General features: G+C 68.5%; 22 protein-coding genes and 1 pseudogene. 15 read left to right on the top strand and 8 right to left on the bottom strand.

What is annotated here, in order from left to right:
• Positions 1–238: 238 nt before the first annotated feature.
• From gatC to ABFX45_RS43800, 7 genes are all read left to right on the top strand, one after another.
• A complete protein-coding gene (gatC, locus tag ABFX45_RS43830) occupies positions 239–538 on the top strand; it encodes an Asp-tRNA(Asn)/Glu-tRNA(Gln) amidotransferase subunit GatC (protein ID WP_086660690.1) in 300 nt (99 codons plus the stop codon).
• On the top strand, positions 535–2,019 hold the full coding sequence (gene gatA, locus ABFX45_RS43825) for an Asp-tRNA(Asn)/Glu-tRNA(Gln) amidotransferase subunit GatA (RefSeq protein ID WP_112230895.1): 1,485 nt from the start codon (positions 535–537) through the stop codon (positions 2,017–2,019). Before gatC ends, gatA begins: the two co-directional genes overlap by 4 nt.
• Complete coding sequence (locus tag ABFX45_RS43820; RefSeq protein ID WP_325049751.1) at positions 2,016–2,213, top strand: hypothetical protein; 198 nt, start codon at positions 2,016–2,018, stop codon at positions 2,211–2,213. The genes gatA and ABFX45_RS43820 overlap by 4 nt, the downstream gene beginning before the upstream one ends.
• Entirely contained in the window at positions 2,210–3,712 is a 1,503-nt protein-coding gene (gene gatB, locus ABFX45_RS43815) for an Asp-tRNA(Asn)/Glu-tRNA(Gln) amidotransferase subunit GatB (RefSeq protein ID WP_109634317.1), read from the top strand. Before ABFX45_RS43820 ends, gatB begins: the two co-directional genes overlap by 4 nt.
• Before the next feature lie 185 nt (positions 3,713–3,897).
• Positions 3,898–4,149 carry a hypothetical protein gene (locus ABFX45_RS43810; RefSeq protein ID WP_112230899.1) on the top strand — a complete coding sequence of 84 codons (252 nt, stop codon included), beginning with the start codon at positions 3,898–3,900 and terminating at the stop codon, positions 4,147–4,149.
• A gap of 83 nt (positions 4,150–4,232) precedes the next feature.
• On the top strand, positions 4,233–6,806 hold the full coding sequence (locus ABFX45_RS43805; RefSeq protein WP_346137032.1) for a CHAT domain-containing protein: 2,574 nt from the start codon (positions 4,233–4,235) through the stop codon (positions 6,804–6,806).
• Positions 6,807–7,102: 296 nt separating this feature from the next.
• Complete coding sequence (locus tag ABFX45_RS43800; protein ID WP_109634310.1) at positions 7,103–9,589, top strand: M14 family zinc carboxypeptidase; 2,487 nt, start codon at positions 7,103–7,105, stop codon at positions 9,587–9,589.
• A gap of 46 nt (positions 9,590–9,635) precedes the next feature.
• Here ABFX45_RS43800 and ABFX45_RS43795 read toward each other — a convergent pair whose 3' ends face one another.
• The 3 genes from ABFX45_RS43795 to ABFX45_RS43785 are packed head-to-tail and all read right to left on the bottom strand — an operon-like array spanning position 9,636 to position 10,890.
• Complete coding sequence (locus ABFX45_RS43795; RefSeq protein WP_109634308.1) at positions 9,636–10,004, bottom strand: VOC family protein; 369 nt, start codon at positions 10,002–10,004, stop codon at positions 9,636–9,638.
• Positions 10,001–10,369, bottom strand: a complete 369-nt coding sequence (locus ABFX45_RS43790; protein ID WP_170154828.1) for an SgcJ/EcaC family oxidoreductase — start codon at positions 10,367–10,369, stop codon at positions 10,001–10,003. Before ABFX45_RS43790 ends, ABFX45_RS43795 begins: the two co-directional genes overlap by 4 nt.
• Complete coding sequence (locus ABFX45_RS43785) at positions 10,366–10,890, bottom strand: MPN domain-containing protein (protein ID WP_211337225.1); 525 nt, start codon at positions 10,888–10,890, stop codon at positions 10,366–10,368. Before ABFX45_RS43785 ends, ABFX45_RS43790 begins: the two co-directional genes overlap by 4 nt.
• A gap of 146 nt (positions 10,891–11,036) precedes the next feature.
• Here ABFX45_RS43785 and ABFX45_RS43780 point away from each other — a divergent pair, with 146 nt between their 5' ends.
• Entirely contained in the window at positions 11,037–11,963 is a 927-nt protein-coding gene (locus ABFX45_RS43780) for a LysR family transcriptional regulator (RefSeq protein WP_346137028.1), read from the top strand.
• Position 11,964: 1 nt separating this feature from the next.
• Here the strand turns inward: ABFX45_RS43780 and ABFX45_RS43775 are convergent, their stop codons facing one another.
• A complete protein-coding gene (locus tag ABFX45_RS43775) occupies positions 11,965–13,122 on the bottom strand; it encodes a PQQ-dependent sugar dehydrogenase (RefSeq protein WP_346137026.1) in 1,158 nt (385 codons plus the stop codon).
• 10 nt (positions 13,123–13,132) lie between these two features.
• On the bottom strand, positions 13,133–14,047 hold the full coding sequence (locus tag ABFX45_RS43770; protein ID WP_346137024.1) for an alpha/beta fold hydrolase: 915 nt from the start codon (positions 14,045–14,047) through the stop codon (positions 13,133–13,135).
• Between ABFX45_RS43770 and ABFX45_RS43765 the strand changes: the two genes are divergently transcribed.
• From ABFX45_RS43765 to ABFX45_RS43750, 4 genes are all read left to right on the top strand, one after another.
• The gene (locus ABFX45_RS43765; protein ID WP_109635240.1) at positions 14,046–14,990 is read left to right on the top strand and encodes a 2-hydroxyacid dehydrogenase; all 945 of its coding nucleotides are present in this window, start codon (positions 14,046–14,048) and stop codon (positions 14,988–14,990) included. The genes ABFX45_RS43770 and ABFX45_RS43765 overlap by 2 nt on opposite strands.
• 80 nt (positions 14,991–15,070) lie before the next feature.
• A complete protein-coding gene (locus ABFX45_RS43760; protein WP_109634297.1) occupies positions 15,071–15,799 on the top strand; it encodes a DoxX family protein in 729 nt (242 codons plus the stop codon).
• A 10-nt stretch (positions 15,800–15,809) separates the two neighbouring features.
• A complete protein-coding gene (locus tag ABFX45_RS43755) occupies positions 15,810–16,052 on the top strand; it encodes a hypothetical protein (protein WP_109634295.1) in 243 nt (80 codons plus the stop codon).
• Positions 16,053–16,136: 84 nt separating this feature from the next.
• Positions 16,137–17,303, top strand: a complete 1,167-nt coding sequence (locus tag ABFX45_RS43750) for a hypothetical protein (RefSeq protein ID WP_346137021.1) — start codon at positions 16,137–16,139, stop codon at positions 17,301–17,303.
• A 22-nt stretch (positions 17,304–17,325) separates the two neighbouring features.
• Here the strand turns inward: ABFX45_RS43750 and ilvD are convergent, their stop codons facing one another.
• The 3 genes from ilvD to ABFX45_RS43735 form a co-directional block, all read right to left on the bottom strand.
• Positions 17,326–19,170 (bottom strand): dihydroxy-acid dehydratase, encoded by a 1,845-nt coding sequence (gene ilvD, locus ABFX45_RS43745; protein WP_109634289.1) that lies wholly within the window; start codon positions 19,168–19,170, stop codon positions 17,326–17,328.
• Positions 19,171–19,245: 75 nt separating this feature from the next.
• Positions 19,246–19,671 carry a vitamin K epoxide reductase family protein gene (locus ABFX45_RS43740; protein WP_109634287.1) on the bottom strand — a complete coding sequence of 142 codons (426 nt, stop codon included), beginning with the start codon at positions 19,669–19,671 and terminating at the stop codon, positions 19,246–19,248.
• Complete coding sequence (locus ABFX45_RS43735) at positions 19,668–20,087, bottom strand: PH domain-containing protein (RefSeq protein WP_170154826.1); 420 nt, start codon at positions 20,085–20,087, stop codon at positions 19,668–19,670. The genes ABFX45_RS43740 and ABFX45_RS43735 overlap by 4 nt, the downstream gene beginning before the upstream one ends.
• 232 nt (positions 20,088–20,319) lie before the next feature.
• Here ABFX45_RS43735 and ABFX45_RS43730 point away from each other — a divergent pair, with 232 nt between their 5' ends.
• The 3 genes and pseudogenes from ABFX45_RS43730 to ABFX45_RS43720 form a co-directional block, all read left to right on the top strand.
• Positions 20,320–22,152 (top strand): acetolactate synthase large subunit, encoded by a 1,833-nt coding sequence (locus ABFX45_RS43730; RefSeq protein ID WP_109634282.1) that lies wholly within the window; start codon positions 20,320–20,322, stop codon positions 22,150–22,152.
• Positions 22,152–22,658 carry an acetolactate synthase small subunit gene (gene ilvN / locus ABFX45_RS43725; RefSeq protein WP_030467896.1) on the top strand — a complete coding sequence of 169 codons (507 nt, stop codon included), beginning with the start codon at positions 22,152–22,154 and terminating at the stop codon, positions 22,656–22,658. Before ABFX45_RS43730 ends, ilvN begins: the two co-directional genes overlap by 1 nt.
• A 23-nt stretch (positions 22,659–22,681) precedes the next feature.
• Positions 22,682–22,843: pseudogene (locus tag ABFX45_RS43720) on the top strand (ketol-acid reductoisomerase); the annotation flags it as partial.

Below are 22,843 nucleotides of genomic sequence, written 5' to 3'. Positions count from 1 at the left end.
GCGCATCGGGCAGCAACGGCTGCGCCAGCAGCCACAACGGCTCCGGGCACCACTTCTCCACATCGTTCATCGCTGATCAACGATATAGCCTACCTTGCAACACACCCAAACGAGATGCGGTCTAAGTTGAGACGTCGGTCAAAGTCCCGCGCGGTAACCCGTTCGAAGGCGCGCCTGACCAGGCCATAGACTCACGGGGTTCCCGATTCGAATCCCGACCCTACGGGGGTTGACAGGAGTGCCCAGCATCTCCCGCGACGAGGTCGCGCACCTGGCGAAGCTCGCCAGGCTGGCCGTCACCGAGGACGAGCTCGACTTGTTCGCCGGCCAGCTCGACGTGATCCTCCAGTCGGTGGCCACGGTTGGCGACATCGCCACGGCCGACATCCCACCGACGTCGCACGCCGTTCCGCTGACCAACGTCTTCCGCGAGGACGTGGTCCGTCCGAGCCTCGGTCAGCAGCAGGCGCTCTCAGGCGCTCCTGAAGCCGAGGACGGCCGGTTCCGCGTGCCCCGCATCCTGGGTGAGGAAGCATGACCAACGACCTGATCCACGCCACCGCGGCCGAGCTCGCCGCGAAGATCCACAGCGGTGAGGTCTCCAGCGTCGAGGTCACGCAGGCTCACCTGGACCGCATCGCAGAGACCGACGGGAAGGTCAACGCCTTCCTGCACGTCGACGCGGAGGGCGCGCTCGCGCAGGCCCGCAAGGTCGACGCCGACGTCAAGGCCGGCAAGGTCGTCTCGCCGCTGGCGGGCGTGCCGCTGGCGCTCAAGGACGTCATGACCACCGAGGGCGTGCCGACCACGGTCGGTTCCAAGATCCTCGAGGGCTGGCTGCCGCCCTACGACGCCACGGTGACCCGCAAGCTCAAGGAAGCCGGCGTCGTCATCCTCGGCAAGACGAACATGGACGAGTTCGCCATGGGTTCGTCGACCGAGAACTCGGCGTACGGCCCCACGCACAACCCGTGGGACCTCGACCGCATCCCCGGCGGCTCCGGCGGTGGCTCGTCCGCCGCGCTGGCCGCCCACCAGGCGCCGCTCGCGATCGGAACCGACACCGGTGGCTCGATCCGCCAGCCCGGCGCGGTCACCGGCACCGTCGGCGTGAAGCCGACCTACGGCGGTGTCAGCCGCTACGGCCTCGTCGCGTTCTCCTCCAGCCTCGACCAGGCCGGTCCGTGTGCGCGCACGGTGCTCGACGCCGCGCTGTTGCACGAGATCATCGCCGGCCACGACGAGATGGACTCCACCTCGATCAACGAGCCGGTGCCCGCCGTGGTCGCGGCCGCTCGCGAGGGCCTGAACGGCGACCTGTCCGGTGTGCGCGTCGGTGTCGTCACGCAGTTCCAGGGCGAGGGCTACCAGCCGGGTGTGCTGCGCAGCTTCCAGGCCGCCGTGTCGCAGCTCAAGGAGCTGGGCGCGGAGATCGCGGACGTGTCGTGCCCGAGCTTCGACTACGCGCTGCCCGCCTACTACCTCATCGCGCCGAGCGAGTGCTCGTCGAACCTCGCCCGGTTCGACGCCATGCGCTACGGCCTGCGCGTCGGCGACGACGGCACGCGCAGCACCGAGGAGGTCATGTCGCTGACCCGCGAGGCGGGCTTCGGCGACGAGGTGAAGCGCCGCATCATGATCGGCACGTACGCGCTGTCGTCCGGCTACTACGACGCGTACTACGGCTCGGCGCAGAAGGTGCGCACGCTGATCACGCGGGACTTCCAGAAGGCGTTCGCGACGTTCGACGTGCTCATCTCGCCGACCACGCCGACCACGGCGTTCAAGATCGGTGAGCGTGCGAACGACCCGATCGCCATGTACAAGGCGGACCTCTGCACGATTCCCGCGAACCTCGCGGGAACCCCGGCGATGAGCGTCCCGAGCGGTCTGTCCGATGAGGACGGTCTGCCGGTCGGCCTGCAGATCATGGCTCCGGCGTTGCAGGACCACCGCATGTACCGCGTCGCCGCGGCGTACGAGGCCGCGCGTGGCGCGTTCGGAGGTCCGTCGCTGTGAACATCAAGAAGGCAAGGGGCTTCCTCGGCCTCGCCGGCGCCGTGGCAGGAGCCGTGGGAGCGTTCTCGGGCTTCAAGGCCGCCCGTGCGAAGAAGGACAAGCTGGCCCTGGCGAACGCCATCGCCAGCATCGCCGTGGCGGTCACCGGTGCGGCGCTGGCCGTTCGTGCACTGCGGAAGGACGAGTTGGCATGACCTCTCTGGTTGAGCTGATGGACTACGACGAGGTCATCGAGAAGTACGACCCCGTCCTGGGCCTCGAGGTGCACGTCGAGCTGCACACCAACACGAAGATGTTCTGCGGCTGCGCCAACGAGTTCGGCGGCGAGCCGAACACGCACACCTGCCCGACGTGCCTGGGCCTGCCGGGCTCGCTGCCGGTGGTGAACGGCAAGGCCGTCGAGTCCGCGATCCGCATCGGCCTCGCGCTGAACTGCGAGATCGCCGAGTGGTGCCGGTTCGCCAGGAAGAACTACTTCTACCCGGACATGCCGAAGAACTTCCAGACGTCGCAGTACGACGAGCCGATCGCCTTCAACGGCTGGCTCGACGTGACGCTGGACGACGGCGAGGTCATCCGCGTCGAGATCGAGCGCGCGCACATGGAGGAGGACACGGGCAAGTCGCTGCACGTCGGCGGCGCCACCGGTCGCATCCACGGCGCGGAGCACTCGCTGCTCGACTACAACCGCGCCGGCGTGCCGCTGATCGAGATCGTCACGAAGATGATCCCGGGCACCGGCAGGCGCGCCCCCGAGGTCGCCCGCGCGTACGTCACGGCACTGCGCGACCTGCTCAAGGCGCTCGACGTGTCCGACGTCCGCATGGACCAGGGCTCGCTGCGCTGCGACGCGAACGTCTCGCTCACGCCGAAGACCACCGGCGAGCTGGGCACGCGCACCGAGACCAAGAACGTCAACTCGCTGCGCAGCGTCGAGCGCGCCGTCCGCTTCGAGATGACGCGCCAGGCCGCGGTGCTGGCCTCCGGCGGCACGGTCACCCAGGAGACTCGTCACTTCGACGAGTCCTCCGGCTCGACGTCACCAGGCCGCAAGAAGGAGACGGCGGAGGACTACCGCTACTTCCCGGAGCCCGACCTGGTCCCGATCGCGCCGTCGCGCGAGTGGGTCGAGGAGCTCCGCGGCACCCTGCCCGAGCTCCCCTGGGAGCGCCGCGCGCGCATCCAGAAGGACTGGAACCTCACCGACGAGGTGCTGCGCGACCTGGTCAACGCCGGCGCGCTGGACCTCATCGAGGCCACCGTCGTGGCGGGAGCGAAGCCGGACGAGGCCCGCTCCTGGTGGGTGTCGTACCTCGCGCAGCAGGCCAACACCCGCGGCGTCGAGCTGTCCGACCTGCCCATCACCCCGGCCCAGGTGGCGAGGGTGATCGAGCTGGTGAACACGAACGCGCTGACCAACAAGCTCGCCCGCGAGGCCGTCAACGGCGTCCTCGAAGGCGAAGGCTCCCCGGACGAGGTCGTGGAGAAGCGCGGCCTCAAGGTCGTCTCGGACGACACGGCGCTGGAGAAGGCCGTCGACGAGGCCCTCGCCGCCCAGCCGGACGTCGCGCAGAAGATCCGCGACGGCAAGGTCCAGGCGGCCGGCGCCATCGTCGGCGCGGTCATGAAGGCCACCAAGGGCCAGGCCGACGCGGCCCGCGTGCGCGAGATCGTGCTCGCACGCTGCTCCTAGATACATAATCGAAGCAAAAATCACAAAGGGTCACCTGTTTGTGCAGGTGACCCTTTGTGATCTTAGGCCGACCGAGTGGCTGTTAGCTAAATGAGACGTATACCCGTAGCCGTGTGTGCGACTCTTTCTGACGCACCCATCTGGGGGGATGGGAAGTAAATAGTCCAAACGAGGGGGGAAACCTCATGACCACCCAGCGCGAAGGCTTCTTGGGCGACATCCTGGACAAGGTCAAGGACCTGATCACGGATGACGAGACCCAGGACCCGAAAACCCCGCCGCAGGAAGACCCGCCGCTGACCCCGCAGTGCTGCGGCATGCCTCCGGGGCACCCGTTGGTCGGCGAGCCGCGGTTGGTCTCCGAGGGTCCGGTCGAGCACGACAAGGACTGCCCGAACCACCCTGACAACCTGACCACGGAAGAAGTGGCCAGCTAGTCACGCTGTGCGTTGTCCTCCAGCCGGTGTCAGCGCCTGGTTGGAGGACAGCGCCATTCGGGTGCATGTGGTGTGATGATCACATGCCCGCTCGTGCCTTGAACACAGCGCGCGAGTTGTACCTGAAGGGATCGGCGGAGCAGGGCCAGTACCGGATCCCGTCCGCGATCCGGCTTCTCAAGCGTGCACTCGTGCACGCCGATCGTGCACCCGACAGTCCCGAACGGACCGAGTTGCGGGTGCGGATCCTCTACAACCTCGGCCGGTGCGTCGGGGAGGCCAGCGGCATGGACGCCGCCGTCGAGCTGTTCGACGAGGCCCGGCGCAACGTCGAGCGGCTCACCGATCGCTGGTTGTCCGCCCAGCTGTCGGGCAGCATCGACTACAGCCAGGGCGTCCTGATCATGCGCAGGGGCCAGCCGGAGAAGGCAGTCGCCTGGTACGGCCCATTCATCACCTACGCCGAGAACGTGATGAGCACCGCACCGGATCGGGTCGACACCGAGCTCGTGCAACGGCTCGCGTCTTCACTGATCGCCAGGGCCTTCGCGAACGCCGCCATTCGCCGGCGCGATCCTGCTGTCGCCGACCTCGAACGGACCCTCGAACTCTCTCGCGAGCACGGCCTCGACGATCTCTACCCATATGCGATCTACGCGCTCGCCAACACCTACAAGCAGAGCGGGGATCTGGCCGAGGCGTTGCGTCGGTACGAAGAAGCCGAACGCATCTTCCGCGCGAAGGAGTCGTACTCGTTGCTCTCGGGCGTGCAGCTCGACCAGGCAGAAGCTCTGATCATGATCGGGCTGTTCGACGAGGCCGGTGTGCACCTCGACGAGGCACTCCCGGTGATGCGGCGGGAGAAGCTCAAGCAGGGCGTTGCCGAGGTCGAGATGTTCCGCGCGTCGGCGGCGCTTCTCGACGAGCAGTTCGACCTCGCCCGCCGGATGGCGAAGGCTTCGATGCGCAAGTTGGAGAAACGCGGCAGCACCTGGTGGATCATGGCCGCGTTGATCGAACTCTGGGCTCACGCCATGCAGGCAAAGCGAGTGACGAATGCCTTGGTGCAGAAGGCTCTCACTGTTTCCAGCCACCTGGAGGCCAATCACCTCCTCGACGAGGCCCGGCTGGCGAAGCTCCTAGCGGCGCGGCTGGAGATCCGCAGGCGCAGGCTCGCTGAAGGCGAAGAGCTGCTGCGGCAGCTTCCCGGTCCGCGTACGGTCACGCCGATCGACCACCGCATGCAGCGCAGGCTCGTGCTCGCGGAACTGGCTCTGGCCAAGGGCAATCGCCGGGCCGCGCTGCTGCACGCACGCAAGGGGCTGGAGGAACTGGGCCAGGTTCGGGACCAGCTCGGTGGGCTCGAACTTGTGTCGGCGACCGCGGTGCACGGTCGCGAGCTGGGTGAGCTGGCAATTCGCCTGGCGCTGGAAAACAACGACGCCCGGCAGCTGTACGTGTGGCTCGAACGCACTCGGGCGCAGACGTATCGCTACGAACCGCTCGAGCACGTCGAGAACTCCGAGCTGGCTGAACAGATCGTCGAGGTCCGCGGTCTCGCACGCGACCTGATGCGCGCGGGTCTCGACGGCAGGCCCACCGCTGAGTTGCGCGCCAAGCTGGCGAAGGCCCAGCGGGAGGCCAACCGAAGGGGGTGGAACGCCCAGCGCTGGGGCAGGCCGCGTCCGATGGCGGCGGTCGGCGAGATCGTCGCGGGGCTGGGTGACCGGGCGATGGTCAGCTTTGTCGCCTCTGAGGGGGAGATGATCGCCCTCGTCGTCGCGGGCGACCGGGTGCGGATGGTCCGGCTCGGTGACGCGAGTGAGGTGTTGGAGAGTGCGAGAAAGCTTCACTTCGACCTCAACGCACTGGCGCCTGACCACCTGTCACCACCGCTGGTGCAGGTCATCGGTGCCTCCGCGCGCAAGCAGGCGGACGCGCTGGACTCGTTGCTGATCAAGCCGCTCAAGCGCTTCATCGGGGAGCGCGAGCTGGTCATGGTGCCGACCGGGCCCCTGTACGCGGTTCCCTGGGGCGTGCTCCCGAGCTTGCACGGCAGGCCTGTCGCCACAGCCCCCTCCGCGACGGCGTGGCTCGCGGCCGCCCAGTCCGGCAAGCCGAAGACCGACAAGGTGCTGCTGGTGAGGGGGCCTGGCCTCAGCCTGCCGACCGGTGAGATCGACCGGCTCGCCACGCACCACGACCGTGCCACCATCCTTTCTGGCGATGACGCGACGGCCGTTGAGCTGCTCGCGCACCTCGACGGGGCCGACCTCGTGCACATCGCGGCCCACGGCGAGCACGAGAACGAGAACGCGTTGTTCTCGCGCCTGGAACTCGTCGACGGCCCGTTGTTCGCCCACGAGCTCGGCCGCCTCCGCAAGCCGCCTGCCCACGTCGTCCTGGCCGCCTGTTCGCTGGCCTTGAACCGCATCAGGCCTGGTGACGAGGCTCTGGGGTTCGCTGGCGCGATGCTGGCGGGCGGCACCAGGACTGTCGTCGCCGCGGCCAGCAAGGTCGGAGACGAGGCCAGCGCGGCGGCGATGGCGGACTACCACCAGGCTCTCGTCGCGGGCGCGGCGCCGGCTGTGGCGCTGGCGGAGGCGATGGCCAAGGACCCGTTCCGCCGGCCCTTCCTGTGCCTGGGCTCTGGCTAGGCCGTTCGGGTGGTTGTCTCGTCAAGAGCGAAATGAACGCGCTGGTCAGTAGTTGCTTCTGCCCTGGCAGCGGGCGCGGTTGGTGAACTTCTCTCGCTCGTTGGCGATGTCGTGTGCGACGCTGGTCGAGACCCGAATGACAACGTGTTCATTCTGGTCGGCGTCTTGACCGAGGGGAAACACGGTCACGGTCGCCGCGGCCGCCCAGGGGGTGAGGCCGGGGTGACGGTGTCCGCACCAACGGCCCGCCTATCGGCTCTAGTCGATGAGCGGGCCGTTGTGCGAGAAACAACCGCATGCGCAGAACTCTGCTCGCTGTTCTCCTGGCGGTCGCCGCGGCTGTGGCCGCGCCCGCCAACGGAACGGCACAACCGTCGCACCCGGACCGTGAGCCCGGAAACGGGCCTGAACGCAATGAGATCGCCACGCTGGACAGCGCTTTCCTGGCACAGTCCGTGCTGGCGCAGGGGGAGAACCAGGCTGACCGCTACCAGGGCTACCCGCGCAGGACGAAGCTGCGGACGTATCCCGAGAACTCCGCGGACAAGTCCATCAAGCTCGGCCTGGCGCCGTACCACTCGCTGGCGCCGAAGCTGAACGCCTTGCAGCAGAAGAGCAACAGGATCTCGGTCGAGGTCGCCGGCCAGTCGGCACTCGGCCGCGACCTGTACCTGGTCACGCTGACCGCGCCCGAGAGCCCTGCGGAAACCCGTGTCCAGGAACGGTTCCGGGCCAGCATCGAAGAGGGCCGCAGCGTCCCGGCCGGGCTCTACAAGGCGCCGATCTGGATCAACAACAACATCCACGGCGACGAGTGGGAGGGTACGGACGGCGCGCTGCGGGTCATCGAGCACCTCGCCACGTCCAACGACCGTGAGACCCAGGACCTGTTGCGGCGCAGCAGGATCTACTTCAACCTCACCGCGAACCCGGACGGCCGGGTCGCCGGCACGCGGGCGAACGCGGCCGGCTTCGACCTCAACCGCGACTTCGTCACGAACTCGCAGCCCGAGAACCGGGTGATGCAGGAGATGGTCGAACGCACCCAGCCGTTGATGATGCTGGACGAGCACGGCTACGTGGCGAACACGCTGATCGAGCCGACCACGCCGCCGCACGGGCAGAACTACGACTTCGACCTGTACATCAAGCACGGCTACGCGGGTGGCCTGCTGATGGAGAAGGCCGTGCAGGCGCTGGGACACCCCGAGGCGGCGAAGCCGGAGATCCCGTTCCGCGACTACCCGGTCGGCGAGTGGGACGGCTGGGCGCCGATCTACACCGCGCAGTACTCGATGTACCACGGTGCCGTCTCGTACACGATCGAGATCCCCATGCGGGTCAACCGCGGCGACTACGACGCCCTGCCGGTGGCCGAGCTGCAGCGGCGTTCGAAGATCAACACCGACGTCGTCGAGGCCACCATCAAGACCACGCTCGACTACGTGGACGACAACCGGCGCAGCCTGATCGCCAACCAGACCGAGATGTTCCGCAGGGGTGCCGCCGGTGAGGCGCAGCGGTACATCCCGGACGGGTTCGTGCCAGGCTTCGGGCCGGAGGACCGCTTCACCACAGAGTTCCCGCGCGCGTACGTGATCACCAACGACCGTTCAGCGCCCGCCGCCGCACGCCTCGTCGACCAGCTCGTGCGGCACGACGTGCGCGTCGAACGCGCGGAGAAGCCGTTCACCCTGGGCGGTAAGCGTTATCCGGCCGGGGCCTACGTGGTGGACATGCACCAGCCGAAGCGCGGCCTGGCCAACGTGATGCTGGAGCAGGGCAGCGACATCTCTGACAAGGCGCCGGTCATGTACGACATCTCCGGCTGGAGCCACCGCCTGCTCTGGGGCGCGTCGGTCGACGTCTTCAAGAGCGGGCAGTTCCGCTTCGACGGCAAGTCCGTCGTCGCCGCCTCGCCGACCGGCCAGATCGATGCCGCACCGGGCGCAGACCTGGCACTGACGCTGAACGACCAGAAGGACGTCAACGCCGTCAACGACCTGCTGGCACGCGGCCTCCAGCTGCGCAGCCAGAACGACGGCACGATCGTCGTCCCCGCGCAGGAGCGGGCCGCCGCGCAGGAGGTCGCCGACCGCTACGGCGTTCGCTTCACCACCGCCAAGCCCGGCGGTGTCGCGTTGCAGCGCAAGGTGGTCGCGGCCGCGGTCAGCGCGGACGAGCTGCAGGTGCTGCGCGAGTCCGGGTTCGAGGTGCGGACGATCTCGACCGCGGTGCTGAACGCGGGCTTCGACTGGTCGCGGATCGACGCGCTGTACGTGGGAGCCGGTCTGGACTACACCCAGCTCAACCCCGCGGCCAAGGCGTCGCTCGACGCGTTCCTGCCGCGGGGTGGCGTGATCACCCGCGGCCACACCGGCAGCAAGTTCAACGTGGACGCCAAGCTGCTGCAGGCCACCCCGGTCGCGGGCTGGGAGGACGCCAACGGCGTGGTGAACGTCGTCAACGGCACCGGTCCGGTCGGCACGGGTGCGCTGCCGCACTCGTTCGTCTACTCGCCGCAGTGGTTCACGAACCTCGGCCCGGACGTCACGGTCGACCAGCGCTACGGCAGCACCGTGATCGCCGCGGGTCACTGGCACGCACGCGACAACGGCACGGGTGGCCAGGACGCCGCAGCGGGTCAGGCAGCGGTTGTCTCCGGAACCGCGGCCAGTGGCGCCAAGGTGGTTCTCTTCGGCACCGAGCCGATGTTCCGCAACCACCCCAAGGGCCTGTACGCCCAGGTCGCGCGCGCCATCTTCTGGACGGGCACGCGGTAGCGACGACAGGGCCGGGGGAGTTTCCCAACTTCCCCGGCCCTCCGCTTCAGTTCTCCCCGGCTCCCGGCGGCAGGAAGCCGTGTGCCGAGAGGTCGAACCAGTTGCCCTCGGGGTCGATGGCCCGGTACTCGGCGAACGGCCGGTCCCCGCCCCGCAGTGCCGGACGAGGCTCCAGCGTCTCCAGGTACGGCTCGACCGAGGACACCTGGAACCCGAAGTGGTTGAACCCGGTCGGCACGTCCCCGTCCAGCCGCTGCTGGATCAGCGCCAGGTTGATGTACCCGTCGGTGACGAAGTGGCTGCCGTCGGGATCGGTGTGGAACAGCTCCATCCCGAACCGCGACGTGTAGAAGGCGGCCATCTCCTTCGCGTCCCGCACGACGAACGCGATGTGCCGCAACCGGGGCCTGCTCATGACTTTCCCTTCGGGATCATGTTGTGGAACGCGGCGATCTCCCACACGTCCTCGCGCTGCACGACGACGGCCTGCGCGTGTGTGGTGATGCCCGCCGGGGCGATGGAAGACGTGACGTGCACGAGCGAGATCCCGTCGGACAGCGGCTTGATCAGGCTGATCTCCGCGGTCAGCTTGGTGTCGCGGTACGGCCCGGCGAACAGCTGCCCGTGGCCCAGCGCCACGGCCCGCCGGCCGAACAGCTCCTCGCCGCGCACCGTCACGAAGTCGACGTCCTGGGCGAAGACACTGGCGAACATCTCGCCGTCGCCCTGCGCCCAGCCCTGCTCCATGCGTCGCCAGAGTGCGTAGATGTGTTCGCTCATGAGTGGTTCGTCCTCAACGGCAGGCGCAGGCACTCGGCGTCCCACGCGGCAAGCGAGTAGTAGAGGCCGCCATGGCGGCGTTCGAGGTAGCAGACGACGTTCACGGGCCATCCGCTGTTGCGGAACATGTGCTCGTCCATCGGCGTCGGGTGGTCGCTCAACGGCCGGTTGCGCTCGCACTCGGGGCCGAGCCGGTGCCAGTCCGGGTGCAGGTGGATCGAGCCGAGCACGTCCAGACCGGCCGCGTCGGCGGCGCGAGTGATCGTCAGCAGGTCGGCGGGGTCGAGCCACCACGCCCGCACCGGGTTCTCGTACGCCGTGCCGAACCGCGGCACGATCGTGGACGCGAACTCCTCGCGCGCCGACGGGTCGGTCAGACGCGCGTTGCGGCCGAACGCGACCTCCTCGACCACGGCCTCGGTGCCGGCGGACCGGCCGAGCAGCACCGCGAAACACGGTCTCGGCTCGTCCTCGGTGATGAACGAGTACTCGGCGGACGCGGCCTCCAGAAACGTTTTCACTGCGCGGTCCGAAAACAGCACCGCATCGGTGCGCGTCGGTCGCTCGGCCAATTCCATCACGTCGGCGAACGTATCGAGACGGCGTCGTCTCACGCGAGATTCCGGAGGGTATTGGGGCTATTACATTCAGCGATAACATGATGCTTGTGCGACTCGAAGTGCGGCATCTCGAATTGGTCGTGGCAATCGCCGACTGCGGCAGCCTGCGCAAGGCGGCCGCACGCCTGCACCTCACCCAGCCGGCGGTGACGACGCAGCTCAAACGCATCGAGGGCCATTTGGGCGGCGCGTTGTTCCTCCGTACGGCCGACGGTGTGCGGCTCACTCCGACCGGCCAGGATTTCGTGCAGGAGGCGCGGTCCATGCTCACCCAGCTGGTCAGCCTGGAACGTGTAACGCGCCGTAACGCGCAAAGTCCCACCGCTCCGACCAGGGTCGCCGGAATCCCCGCCTATCACTTCGGACTACTCGTGAGCGCGCTGAAAGACAACGTCACCAGCCGCACCATCAAGGAGACCGGGACGCTCACCGCGTTGCTCACGACGGGCGAACTCGACATCGCGGTGATGCGGCAGTTTCCCGGTACTCCGCTGACACTGCCGCCGAACGTGGGCTATCGCCTGCTCACCCGCGAGCCGCTGTTCGTCGGTGTGCCCGCGCATCACCCGTACGCGCAGGAGCCCGAGATCCCGCTCGCCGCGCTCGCCCGCGACAAGTGGGTCATGCCGGAGCCGGACGACAGCGGCATGAACGCCCACTTCGCCCGCGAGTGCGCGGCGGCCGGCTTCGAGCAGCGGATCGCGCACTTCAGCAGCGAGGCGCACGTCGCGCTGACGTTGATCAGGGAGTCGGGCGCGGTGTGCCCGCTCTACCCCGTCGGCGGCACCCCTGCCGGCGTCGCGAGGCTGTCGATCACGGGAAACCCGCTGGTCCGCGAGGTAGTGCTGGCCTGGCGCCTCGACGCACCGGTGGCCCAGCACGTCGACGACCTGTGCGAGCAGGTCGCGGCCGGGTACCTGAAGCTGGTCGAGGAGAGCGAGGTGTACGCGCGGTGGTGGCGCGACAACTCGTAGGTCAGTCCTTCGAGCCGCCGCCGCCTTCGCGCACGATGATCGCGACGCGGTCGTCCGACGACACGGGCTGGCCACCGGCCTTGTTGATCGTGCCCACGACCGACGCCGTGTCGTTGAGCATCTCCATCGGCCCGATCCGGCCGAAGCCGTCCTGCTGCATGAAGGGCTCGGGCTTGCCCGTGAACGCACCGGCGGCGTTCATCGGCAGGTTCTGCATACCGGGCGTCTTGGCCGTCGACACAGTCAGCACGTCGCTGTACGAGGCGCAGCCCATCACACCCGGCCGGTCCGGCCAGGTCCACGCGGCGTCACCGAGCTTGCCCGGCACGACGCGGTAGACGGCGTCGTGGTTCGCCGACCAGTCGGTCACCCAGACCTTCTGGGCGTCCGCGGACACGCACAGGCCGCCGGGCAGCCGCAGCCCGGACGAGACGACGGCGCTGCCGGCCGTCGGGTTGCCCTGGGCGGGCTTGCCGGAGCCGTCGATGCGCAGCACCTTGCCCGCGAGCGAGTTCGGGTCGGCGGCCAGCGCCGGGTTCCCCGCGTCACCGGTGGCGACGAGGATCGAGCCCTTGCGGTCGCTGGCCAGGACACCGCGATTTCCCGACGGTCCCTTGGGGATGCCGGTGAGGATCGGCTTGGGCGAGTCACCGGGTGCGATGCGCAGCACCCGGTTGTCCGTCGCGGTCGTCACGTAGACGTACGCGAGCTGGTCCTCGGGGAACGTTGCCGACAGCGCGAGCCCGGTCAGCCCGCCGTCCGTCGACGCGTCCACCTCGATCTGGGCGATCACCACGGGGTCGACGTCCTTGGTCACCTTGACCAGGCGCCCGCCGCGTTCCGTCGCGTACGCGGCGACACCGCCCTGGGCGTCCGCGCCGATCGGGGCGACGCCGGTGACGGTGCTGAGGCACGTGCCGATCACCGCCGGGTTGAAGTCCTTGCAGCCCTGCGGCGGCGGCACGCTCTGCGGCGTCTGCCCCCTGCCCTGCTCGCCCGGCGACGGGCGGTACTCACCAGGCAGCTCGGGACGCGGGCCCGCCTGCGGGGTCAGCTGTGGCTGGGCGCTCCAGCTCGTCGGTGCCGGCTCGTCAGGAAAGCTCGCGCAGCCCCCTGCCAGGAGGCAGGCGGCGGTCAGCAACACGACGGAACGAACCACGACTCCCAGGCTAGGTGCGCGACCGTGAACCCGAAGTGAACGCCTCGCCAGTGGTGGACTCGATCGCGAAGTCGACCGACCGCACCCGGTCCAGCAGCAGGTCGAGCTCGGCGGCCACCACCTCGGGAGCCTCCAGCGGCAGGTAATGACTGCAGGGCAACACCCTCAGCCGCGCCTGGGGCAGCGCGCCGACGGGGCCGGACATGCTCTCCGTCGTCGCCAGCAGGTCGTCGCGTCCCGCCAGGAGTGTGACCGGGCACACGATCGAACCGAGGTCCTGGCGCGGCGTCTCGCCCAGCGCGAGCGCCAGCGTGAAGTACCAGCGCCAGTCGTGCTGCAGGAACCGGCTGACCGCGGCGGCCACGGCCTTCGGGTCGCTGGACGGCTTGATCACGCCGCTGTGTCGCAGCAGGAACGTCGTCAGGTCCGTCACCGGCACCCGGTGCAGCACCTTGTCCAGCACTGGACCTGCCTGCTGGAGCAACTTAGTGCCGGTCAGCCCGACGAACCGGCGGACACCACCGGGCAGCAGCGGCAGCATGCCGGCGAACGAGTCGCCCGGCGCGCCCGCGACGAGCAGCAGGCCCGCCACCCGTTCGGGACGACGCAACGCCAGCTCGGCCGCGATCGTGACGCCCATCGACCAGCCCATGACGACGCACCGTTCGATGCCCGCGTCGTCCAGCACGGTGATCGCGTCCGACACGTGGTCGTCCAACGAGATGTTGCGCTCGTCCACAGGCCTGTCCGAGCCCATCGTGCCGCGCATGTACCAGCTGAGCAGACCGCCGCGATCGGTCAGCGAGGGCCACGACTCCGGTCCGGAACCCACGCCGGGGCACAGCAGTACCGGTGTTCCCTCACCCGGTGCCTGCCACGTTCGGATCTTCGTGCCGTCCCAGGAGATGACGTCGTGCTCCCGCATGGGCGCCATTCTGACGTACTTTGCTCTGGTGACGCTCACCGTGCTCGTGCCAGATGATTTCGGAGTCCAGGCGCTGTCTCAGGTGGACGGTGTCCGGCCGGTCCGTTACGTGCCGGGGGAGCCGTTGCCCGCGGAGGCAGCGGACGCGGAGGTCCTGGTCCCCAAGTTCCTCGCCGGCACCGATCCCCGCGACGTGTTCGCGCAGCTGCCGAAGCTCGAGCTCGTGCAGTTGCTGAGCGCGGGTGCGGAGAACTTCGTCGGTCGCGTGCCGGACGGCGTGATGCTCTCCACGTGCCGCGGCGCGCACGGCGGCAGCACCGCGGAGTGGGCGATCGGCGCGTTGCTGGCGATATACCGAGACTTCCTCGTCTTCGAGCGGGCCCGCGCCGAGGGCCGCTGGGACTACCACCTGACGGACACCTTGCAGGACAAGAAGGTTCTGATCGTCGGCGCCGGCGACCTCGGTGAGCAGCTGAAGCGTCGCCTCGAACCGTTCGACGCGACGGCGGTGCTGGTCGGCCGCACCGCCCGTGACGGCGTGCGCGGTGTGGACGAGCTGCCGTCGCTGCTGCCGGAGTTCGACGCGGTGGTGATCTTCACGCCGATGACGGAGGAGACCAGGCACCTCGTCGACGCCAAGTTCCTGGCGGCGATGAAGGACGGCGCGATCCTGGTCAACGGCGCCCGCGGCCCGGTCGTCGACACCGAGGCGTTGGTCGCGGAGCTCAACTCCGGGCGGCTGCGCGCGGCCCTGGACGTGACCGATCCCGAACCACTGCCCGAAGGTCATCCACTGTGGACCGCGCCCGGCCTGCTGCTGACCCCGCACGTCGCCGGGAGCTGCACGGGGCACACCCAGCGCGCGTACGCCATCGTCGCGGCGGAGGTCGCTCGCTACGTCGCCGGGGAACGTCCGCGCAACCTGGTGAACGGTGCTTACTAGGGACCCCCTAGTCCATTGGGGTGAACCTAAGCTGCCGTTCGGATCTCGCGCGCCCGTACCGGGTCTCCTAGCGTGCGGGCGTGGCTACTCACGACAAAGGCTCGACCACATCGAGCGCTTTCTCCGACGACTCGTTCTACTCGAGCAGCGGAGGGGGAGTGCACCACTTCGACGACAGCACGACCAGAGTCGGCGGAGCGGCCTCGCCGTACGACTCCACGACGAAGGCGTTCGACACGACGGGCTACACGCCGCTGGACAAGTCCACTGTGGACAACCCGGCGGACGACGACCCGTTCGAGGACGACCGGAAGAAGTTCGGCTGGACCGCCGGTCCCGACCTCGGTCTGCTCGGGCTGCGCGCCGTGCTCGGCGGCATCTTCATCCTGCACGGCCTGCAGAAGGTCTTCGGTCTCTTCGGCGGCCCCGGCATCAACGGCTTCGCGCAGTCGCTCGAGAAGATGGGCTACCGCGAGTCCGTCGTGCTCGCCTGGGTCACCGGCATCACCGAGCTCGCGGGCGGTGGCTTGCTCGTGCTGGGTCTCTTCACGCCGCTGGCCGCGGCGGGTCTGCTCGCGATCATGGCCAACGTCATCGCGCTGCAGTGGAAGGGCGGCTTCTTCGGCCCCAACGGAGTGGAGCTGGAGCTGGCGCTCGCGGGCATGGCGTTCGCGGCGCTGTTCGCCGGACCGGGCCGGGCCGCGCTGGACTACAACCGCAGCTGGTTCCGCCACCCGCTGGCGGCCGGCTTCATCGCACTCCTGCTCGGAGCGGGTGGCGCGGCGGTGACGTACTTCGTGTTCCGGTAAGAACATCCCCGTGCGGAAGAACCTGACGGGAGCGCTGCTCCAGCTCGCCCTGCTCGTGATCGGGATTCCGGTCGTCTACCTGGTGGCGTTCCCGTTCGGTCTCACCGCGAAGTCCCTGCTACCGCCGCTCGGGCTGCTCGCGGGCCTGATCATCAGCGGCGTCATGGTCAAGAAAACGGACCAGCCCGTCAGCGGACCGCTGACGGGCTGGGTCGTGTTCGGCGCCTGCCTGGCGCTGTCGTTCGCCGTTTGACCTTGTATTGACACCTTTTCTCCTTCAAGCCGTGTGCCGCGTGCGCCGACATTTCGGTGAAAGACGGCATGTGAAGGGCGAACGGTGGCGGAGAACAGCGACATAAAGATCGAGGTGACGCGTCCGGCGGAGCTGAGCCGGATCGTCGAGCTCATCGCGCAGGCGAAGAAGGACGAACCCGTCCCGCCCAGGCTGGGCGAGCTGATCGAGGCCGTCGGCAAGAACGCCAGTGCGGACGAGCTGGGTGCGCGGGCGGAGAGGGACGCCGGGTTCGCCGAACTGGTGCGCGAGGTGGTGAAGGAGTCGGGCATCACCGTCAACGGTGACCACAACACCGTCGTGCACAGATCACTCTTCACCCGCATCAAGAACGACTGGTCGCGCAAGAAGAAGACGACGTTCGTGTTCCTCTTCGTGGTGATCTCGGTCGGCGGGACCTCACTGTTCACCTTGGCACCCGACCGCGGAACGGCGGACCAGGCCGGCCACGAGAAGGACGTCGCCGTGTCGTCGTCGCCCTCGGCCGGCAGGCCGGATGTGCCGCCGGGCAGCAGTTCCTCCCTGTTACCGCCGCCCGTGCCCGGGCCGCTGAACACTCAGCGGAACATCTCGCCGAACATCCCTCCCGGTGGAAACCCCGCCCCGCCGGGACCGGGCAACTCGGTGCCCGATCAGCCACCGCCCGCGCCGGTGCAACTGGGGACCACCGTGTCCCAGGTACGCGGGTTGCCGGGCACGTCGGTGAACTTCTACGGCACCTGCTACCAGGGTTGCCCCGACCGAGGCCACCGCACGGTCAACATCCTGTGGGACGGCGTCCACACCGGGGAAGCGGTGCCGATCGAGGCGGACGGCAGGTTCGCGGTGCGGTTCACGGTGCCGGAGAACGCGTCGGTCGGCGAGCACCACCTCTACGGCCAATGCACCGACGACACCGGGTTGTGGTCGCGGGTGACGTACACCGTGAGCCCGCCGCTCGTCGTGACGGCGAGCCCCAGCAAGCTGCGGGCGGGCCAGGTGCTGAGCGTGCGGGGCACGAACTTCGACGGATGTCCCGACTACGGCGACAGAACGGTGAATGTGACCATCGACGCGCTGGGACTCACGACCAGGGCGCCGATCAGGTCGGACGGCACGGTCGCCGCACAGTTCACGATTCCGCAGGGCACCGCGTCCAACGACTACTACGTGACCGGGCAGTGCCGGGACGGTGGCCAGTGGGCGCGCGGGGTCTTCACCGTGCAGCCGTGACACCGTCCCGGCACGACGTGCCTCAGCGGTTCGGGTCGCGCACCGCGCCCGTGGACGCGTCCGTCGCCATCCGCGCGTACGCCCGCAGCGCACCCGTGACCGGACGGATCCGGTCCACCGGCTGCCACGGCCGCTCCGACGCCTCCATCTTGGCGCGCCGCTCGGCCAGCACGTCGTCATCCACCAGCAGTTCGAGTCGCCGCTCGTGCACGTCGATCAGGATCCGGTCGCCGTTCTCGACGAGGCCGATCGTGCCGCCGCCCGCCGCCTCCGGCGAGATGTGGCCGATCGACAGGCCCGACGAACCACCGGAGAAGCGGCCGTCCGTGATCAGCGCGCACTTCTTGCCGAGTCCGGAGCCCTTGAGGAACGCGGTCGGGTGCAGCATCTCCTGCATGCCGGGACCGCCGGACGGGCCCTCGTAGCGCACGACGAGCACCTCGCCCGCCTGGATCTCCTTGTTCAGGATCGCCGACACGGCCTGCTCCTGGGACTCGACGACACGCGCCGGGCCCTCGAAGTGCCACAGCTCCTCGTCGATGCCCGCGGCCTTGATGATCGCGCCGCGCTCGGCCAGGTTGCCGCGCAGCACGGCCAGGCCGCCGTCCTTGGTGTAGGCGTGCTCGATGTCGCGGATGCAGCCCTTCGCCGCGTCGGTGTCCAAAGAGGACCAGCGGTTCGACGTCGAGAACGCCTCGGTGGTGCGCACTCCGCCGGGCGCCGCGTGGAACAGCTCGATCGCCTCCGGCGACGGGTTCTCCGCGCGGATGTCCCACTTCGCGAGCCACTCCGCGAGCGTCGGCGTGTGCACCGACGTCACGTCGCGGTTGAGCAGGCCCGCACGGTCCAGTTCGCCCAGCAGCGCGGGGATTCCGCCGGCCCGGTGCACGTCCTCCATGTGGTAGTCGGAGTTCGGTGACACCTTGGACAGGCACGGCACGCGGCGGGACAGGTCGTCGATGTCCTGCAGCGTGAAGTCGATCTCGCCCTCCTGCGCGGCGGCGAGGATGTGCAGCACGGTGTTGGTCGAGCCGCCCATGGCCATGTCGAGCGCCATCGCGTTCTCGAACGCCTTGCGGTTCGCGATCGATCGCGGCAGCGCCGACTCGTCGTCCTCGCCGTACCAGCGCTTGCACAGCTCCACGACCACGCGGCCGGCCTCGGAGAACAGCTCGCGGCGCGCTGCGTGGGTGGCGAGCGTGGACCCGTTGCCCGGCAGCGACAGACCCAGCGCCTCGGTCAGGCAGTTCATCGAGTTCGCGGTGAACATGCCGGAGCAGGAACCGCACGTCGGGCACGCGGAGCGCTCGACCTCGCTGAGACCCTCCTCGTTCACGGCGGGAGAGGCCGAGGCCGCGATCGCGGTGATGAGGTCGGTCGGTGCGACGGCGACACCCTCGACGACGACGGCCTTGCCGGCCTCCATCGGCCCGCCGGACACGAACACGACGGGGATGTTGAGCCGCATCGCCGCGTTCAGCATGCCGGGGGTGATCTTGTCGCAGTTCGAGATGCAGACGATCGCGTCGGCCTGGTGCGCGTTGACCATGTACTCGACGGAGTCGGCGATGATCTCGCGGCTGGGCAGCGAGTAGAGCATGCCGCTGTGGCCCATGGCGATGCCGTCGTCGACCGCGATGGTGTGGAACTCGCGCGGCACGCCACCCGCCTCGCGCACGGCCTCGGCCACGATGTCGCCGAGGTCCCGCAGGTGCACGTGACCCGGCACGAACTGCGTGTAGGAGTTGGCGATCGCGATGATGGGCTTGCCGAAGTCGCTGTCCGTCATGCCGGTCGCGCGCCAGAGAGCGCGGGCTCCGGCAGCGTTGCGGCCGTGTGTGGTGGTGCGAGAGCGGAGCTGAGGCACTGCTCCTCCAGATTCAGTTCAAGAAAAAGCGCGCGGGACGCGGGGTGTGGCGTCCACCAGTCTGGGAGCGGTGCCTCAAAGGTTACTTGTGCGCAGACTCGCCGAGACCAGCAGATAGGCCAGCGCGAGCGTGATCACGTGCACAGCGGTGCACCACAGGCAGATCTTGCCGATCAGCAGGAACTCGGCCGCGACCAGGTAGACGACCATCAGCACGCCGACGCCGACCGCGCTCAGCCGCACCCACTTGAGCGCCTCGATCCGCCACGCGAACGGGAGGCAGATCACGGTGAGGAACGCGAAGAACGCCACTCCGAGGAACGCGACGGGGATGCCGAGGAGCTCCGACTGCTCGCTCGTGGTCACGGTCTCGCAGTCGACGACCGCGTCCGCCGAGCACAGCAGCGCGCTCGCGTTGAAGTGCGTGTACGTCAGATAAGCCGAGATCAGCAGGCCTGCGATGGACAGCAGCAGGCTCAGCAGCGGAACTCGTTTGGTCACTTCTCCGACTCTACGGACTCTTCTTCTGAGGACTCCGCAGGTTCTTCCACGACACTCGGGTCGGGCACCCGCCCACCGCTCACCAGCGACAGCGCCGGCAGGTGCATGAACCGCACCGCGGGCAGCGTCACCTCGGTGTCGTCGTCCTTGACCGCCTTGAGCCAGCCCTTCCGGACCAGCCGGATCGACTTCAGCTCGTCCCACTTCACCGTGGTCGAGCCGAACAGTCCACGAGCGACAAGGCCCTCCTCGGTGACCGTCGTGCGGTTGCGGACGACCCAGTACGCGTACGCGAGCGGGAGAACGTAGAGCGCTTGCAGTCCCGGAGCGACCCACGCCACAGGCGTCACGCAGATCGCGATCAGACCCGCCGCGAGCAGCGCCGTTGCCGGGATGCGAAAGACCAGCTTCTTCACTCGAAGGATTGTTCCACGTCCACGATCCGGGAATTCCGTCTCGCAGAGTTGACGCACTCTTGCGCGAGGCGATAACGTCCGCTTCATGCAGCGCACGCTCGTTCTCGTACTTCTCAGGCGCGTCGACGCCTGAGCCGAACAGCCTGCGTCGACGCGCGACCCTCGCACGACCCAACTCCGGGTTGTCGAGGGTTTTTTCGTGTCCGGACCCCGATACCCACGAGGCAATGAGATGACCAGCGCACCATCGCGACAGGCTCCCGAGCCCACGTCGCCACGTCCAGGTCCGCGGCCCAAACCGGCCCCGCCCAGTGGCGCACCGATTCGTGTAACCGGTGCTCAGTCGCTTGTGCGATCGCTTGAGGCGGTCGGCTGCGAAGTGGTGTTCGGAATTCCCGGCGGGACGATCCTTCCCGCGTACGACCCGCTGCTGGACTCCACGAAGGTCCGGCACATCCTCGTCCGCCACGAGCAGGGCGCAGGACACGCGGCGACCGGATACGCGCAGGCCACCGGCAAGGTCGGGGTCTGCATGGCGACCTCGGGACCGGGTGCGACGAACCTCGTCACCCCGCTCGCGGACGCGAACATGGACTCCGTGCCCATGGTCGCGATCACCGGCCAGCAGTCGCGGCCGCTGATCGGCACGGACGCCTTCCAGGAGGCGGACATCTGCGGCATCACGATGCCGATCACCAAGCACAACATGCTCGTGACCGACGCCGCGGAGATCCCGCGGGCGATCGCGGAGGCGTTCCACATCGCGGCGACCGGCCGACCCGGCCCTGTCCTCGTCGACATCCCCAAGGACGTGCTGCAGGAGACCACGAGCTTCTCCTGGCCGCCCGAACTGCGCCTGCCCGGTTACCGGCCGACGACCCGGCCGCACGGCAAGCAGGTGCGCGAAGCAGCCAAGCTGATCGTCGGCGCCCGCAAGCCGGTCCTGTACGTGGGCGGCGGCGTCATCAAGGCGGACGCGTCGGCCGAGCTGCTGCGCCTCGCCGAGGACACCGGCATCCCGGTCGTCACCACGCTGATGGCGCGCGGGGCGTTCCCCGACTCGCACCAGCAGCACCTCGGCATGCCCGGCATGCACGGCACCGTCGCGGCCGTCGCGGCGATGCAGAAGTCGGACCTGCTGATCGCGCTGGGCGCGCGGTTCGACGACCGCGTCACCGGCCAGCTGAACTCGTTCGCCCCCGACGCGCAGATCATCCACGCCGACATCGACCCGGCCGAGATCTCCAAGAACCGCCGCGCGGACGTCCCGATCGTGGGCGACTGCAAGGAGATCATCACCGAGCTGATCGACGCGGTCCGCACCGAGCGCGAGACGGCCAAGGCCGTCGACCTCACGCCGTGGTGGGACACGCTGAACTCGCTGCGGGAGACGTTCCCGCTCGGCTACGACTGGCCGGACGACGGCACGCTGTCGCCGCAGTACGTGATCGAGCGGATCGGCGCGATGTCGCCGTCCGACACGATCTACACGGCGGGCGTCGGCCAGCACCAGATGTGGGCGGCGCAGTTCGTGAAGTACGAGCAGCCGCGCACGTGGATCAACTCCGGCGGCCTCGGCACGATGGGCTTCGCCGTTCCCGCCGCCATGGGCATCAAGGCGGGCGAGCCGGGCCGCACGGTGTGGGCCATCGACGGTGACGGCTGCTTCCAGATGACCAACCAGGAGCTCGCCACCTGCGCCATCGAGAACCTGCCCGTCAAGATCGCCGTCATCAACAACGGCAACCTGGGCATGGTCCGCCAGTGGCAGACGCTGTTCTACGGCGAGCGGTACTCCAACACCGATCTGGGCACGCACAAGCACCGCATCCCAGACTTCAAGCTTCTGGCGGAGGCGCTCGGCTGCGCCGGCCTGCGGGCCGAGTCGCGCGAGGAGGTGGACGAGGTGATCGCGAAGGCGCTGGAGATCAACGACCGGCCGGTCGTGGTCGACTTCGTCGTCGGCAAGGACGCCCAGGTGTGGCCGATGGTCGCGGCGGGCACCGGCAACTCCGAGATCATGGCCGCCCGCGGCATCCGCCCCCTGTTCGACGAGGATCTGTGATGACCAGGCACACGCTGAGCGTTTTGGTCGAGGACAAGCCCGGTGTGCTCGCGCGCGTCGCCGGTCTGTTCTCCCGCCGCGGCTTCAACATCGAGTCGCTCGCGGTCGGCCGCACCGAGTACCCCGACATCTCCCGCATGACCATCGTCGTCTCGGTGGACGAGCTGCCGCTGGAGCAGGTGACCAAGCAGCTCAACAAACTCATCAACGTCATCAAGATCGTCGAGCTGGAGCCGACCGCTTCCGTTCAGCGGCAACTGGTGTTGATTAAGGTTCGTGCTGACGCGACGGTGCGGTCGCAGGTCCTCGAAACCGTTCAGCTCTTCCGCGCGAAGGTCGTCGACGTGTCGCCGGAGGCGGTCACGATCGAGGCCACCGGGACTTCTGAGAAGCTCGACGCGTTGTTGCGCATGCTGGAGCCCTACGGGCTTCGCGAGATCGTCCAGTCCGGCATGGTCGCCATCGGCCGTGGCGCTCGTTCCATCACCGCCACCGCGGTGCGTTAAGTATTTTGAGAGAGGAAGTTTCCGTGAGCGTCGAGATCTTCTACGACGACGATGCCGACCTGAGCATCATCCAGGGCCGCAAGGTGGCCGTGATCGGCTACGGCAGCCAGGGCCACGCCCACGCCCTGTCGCTGCGCGACTCCGGCGTCGAGGTCCGGATCGGTCTGCAGGAGGGCTCCAAGTCC

Origin of the sequence: Lentzea roselyniae (assembly GCF_039537795.1) — a bacterium.
GTDB classification, from domain to species: Bacteria; Actinomycetota; Actinomycetes; order Mycobacteriales; family Pseudonocardiaceae; genus Lentzea; species Lentzea atacamensis.
Note: the sequence above shows the minus strand (reverse complement) of the source record. Positions and strands in the feature narration are given on the sequence as shown.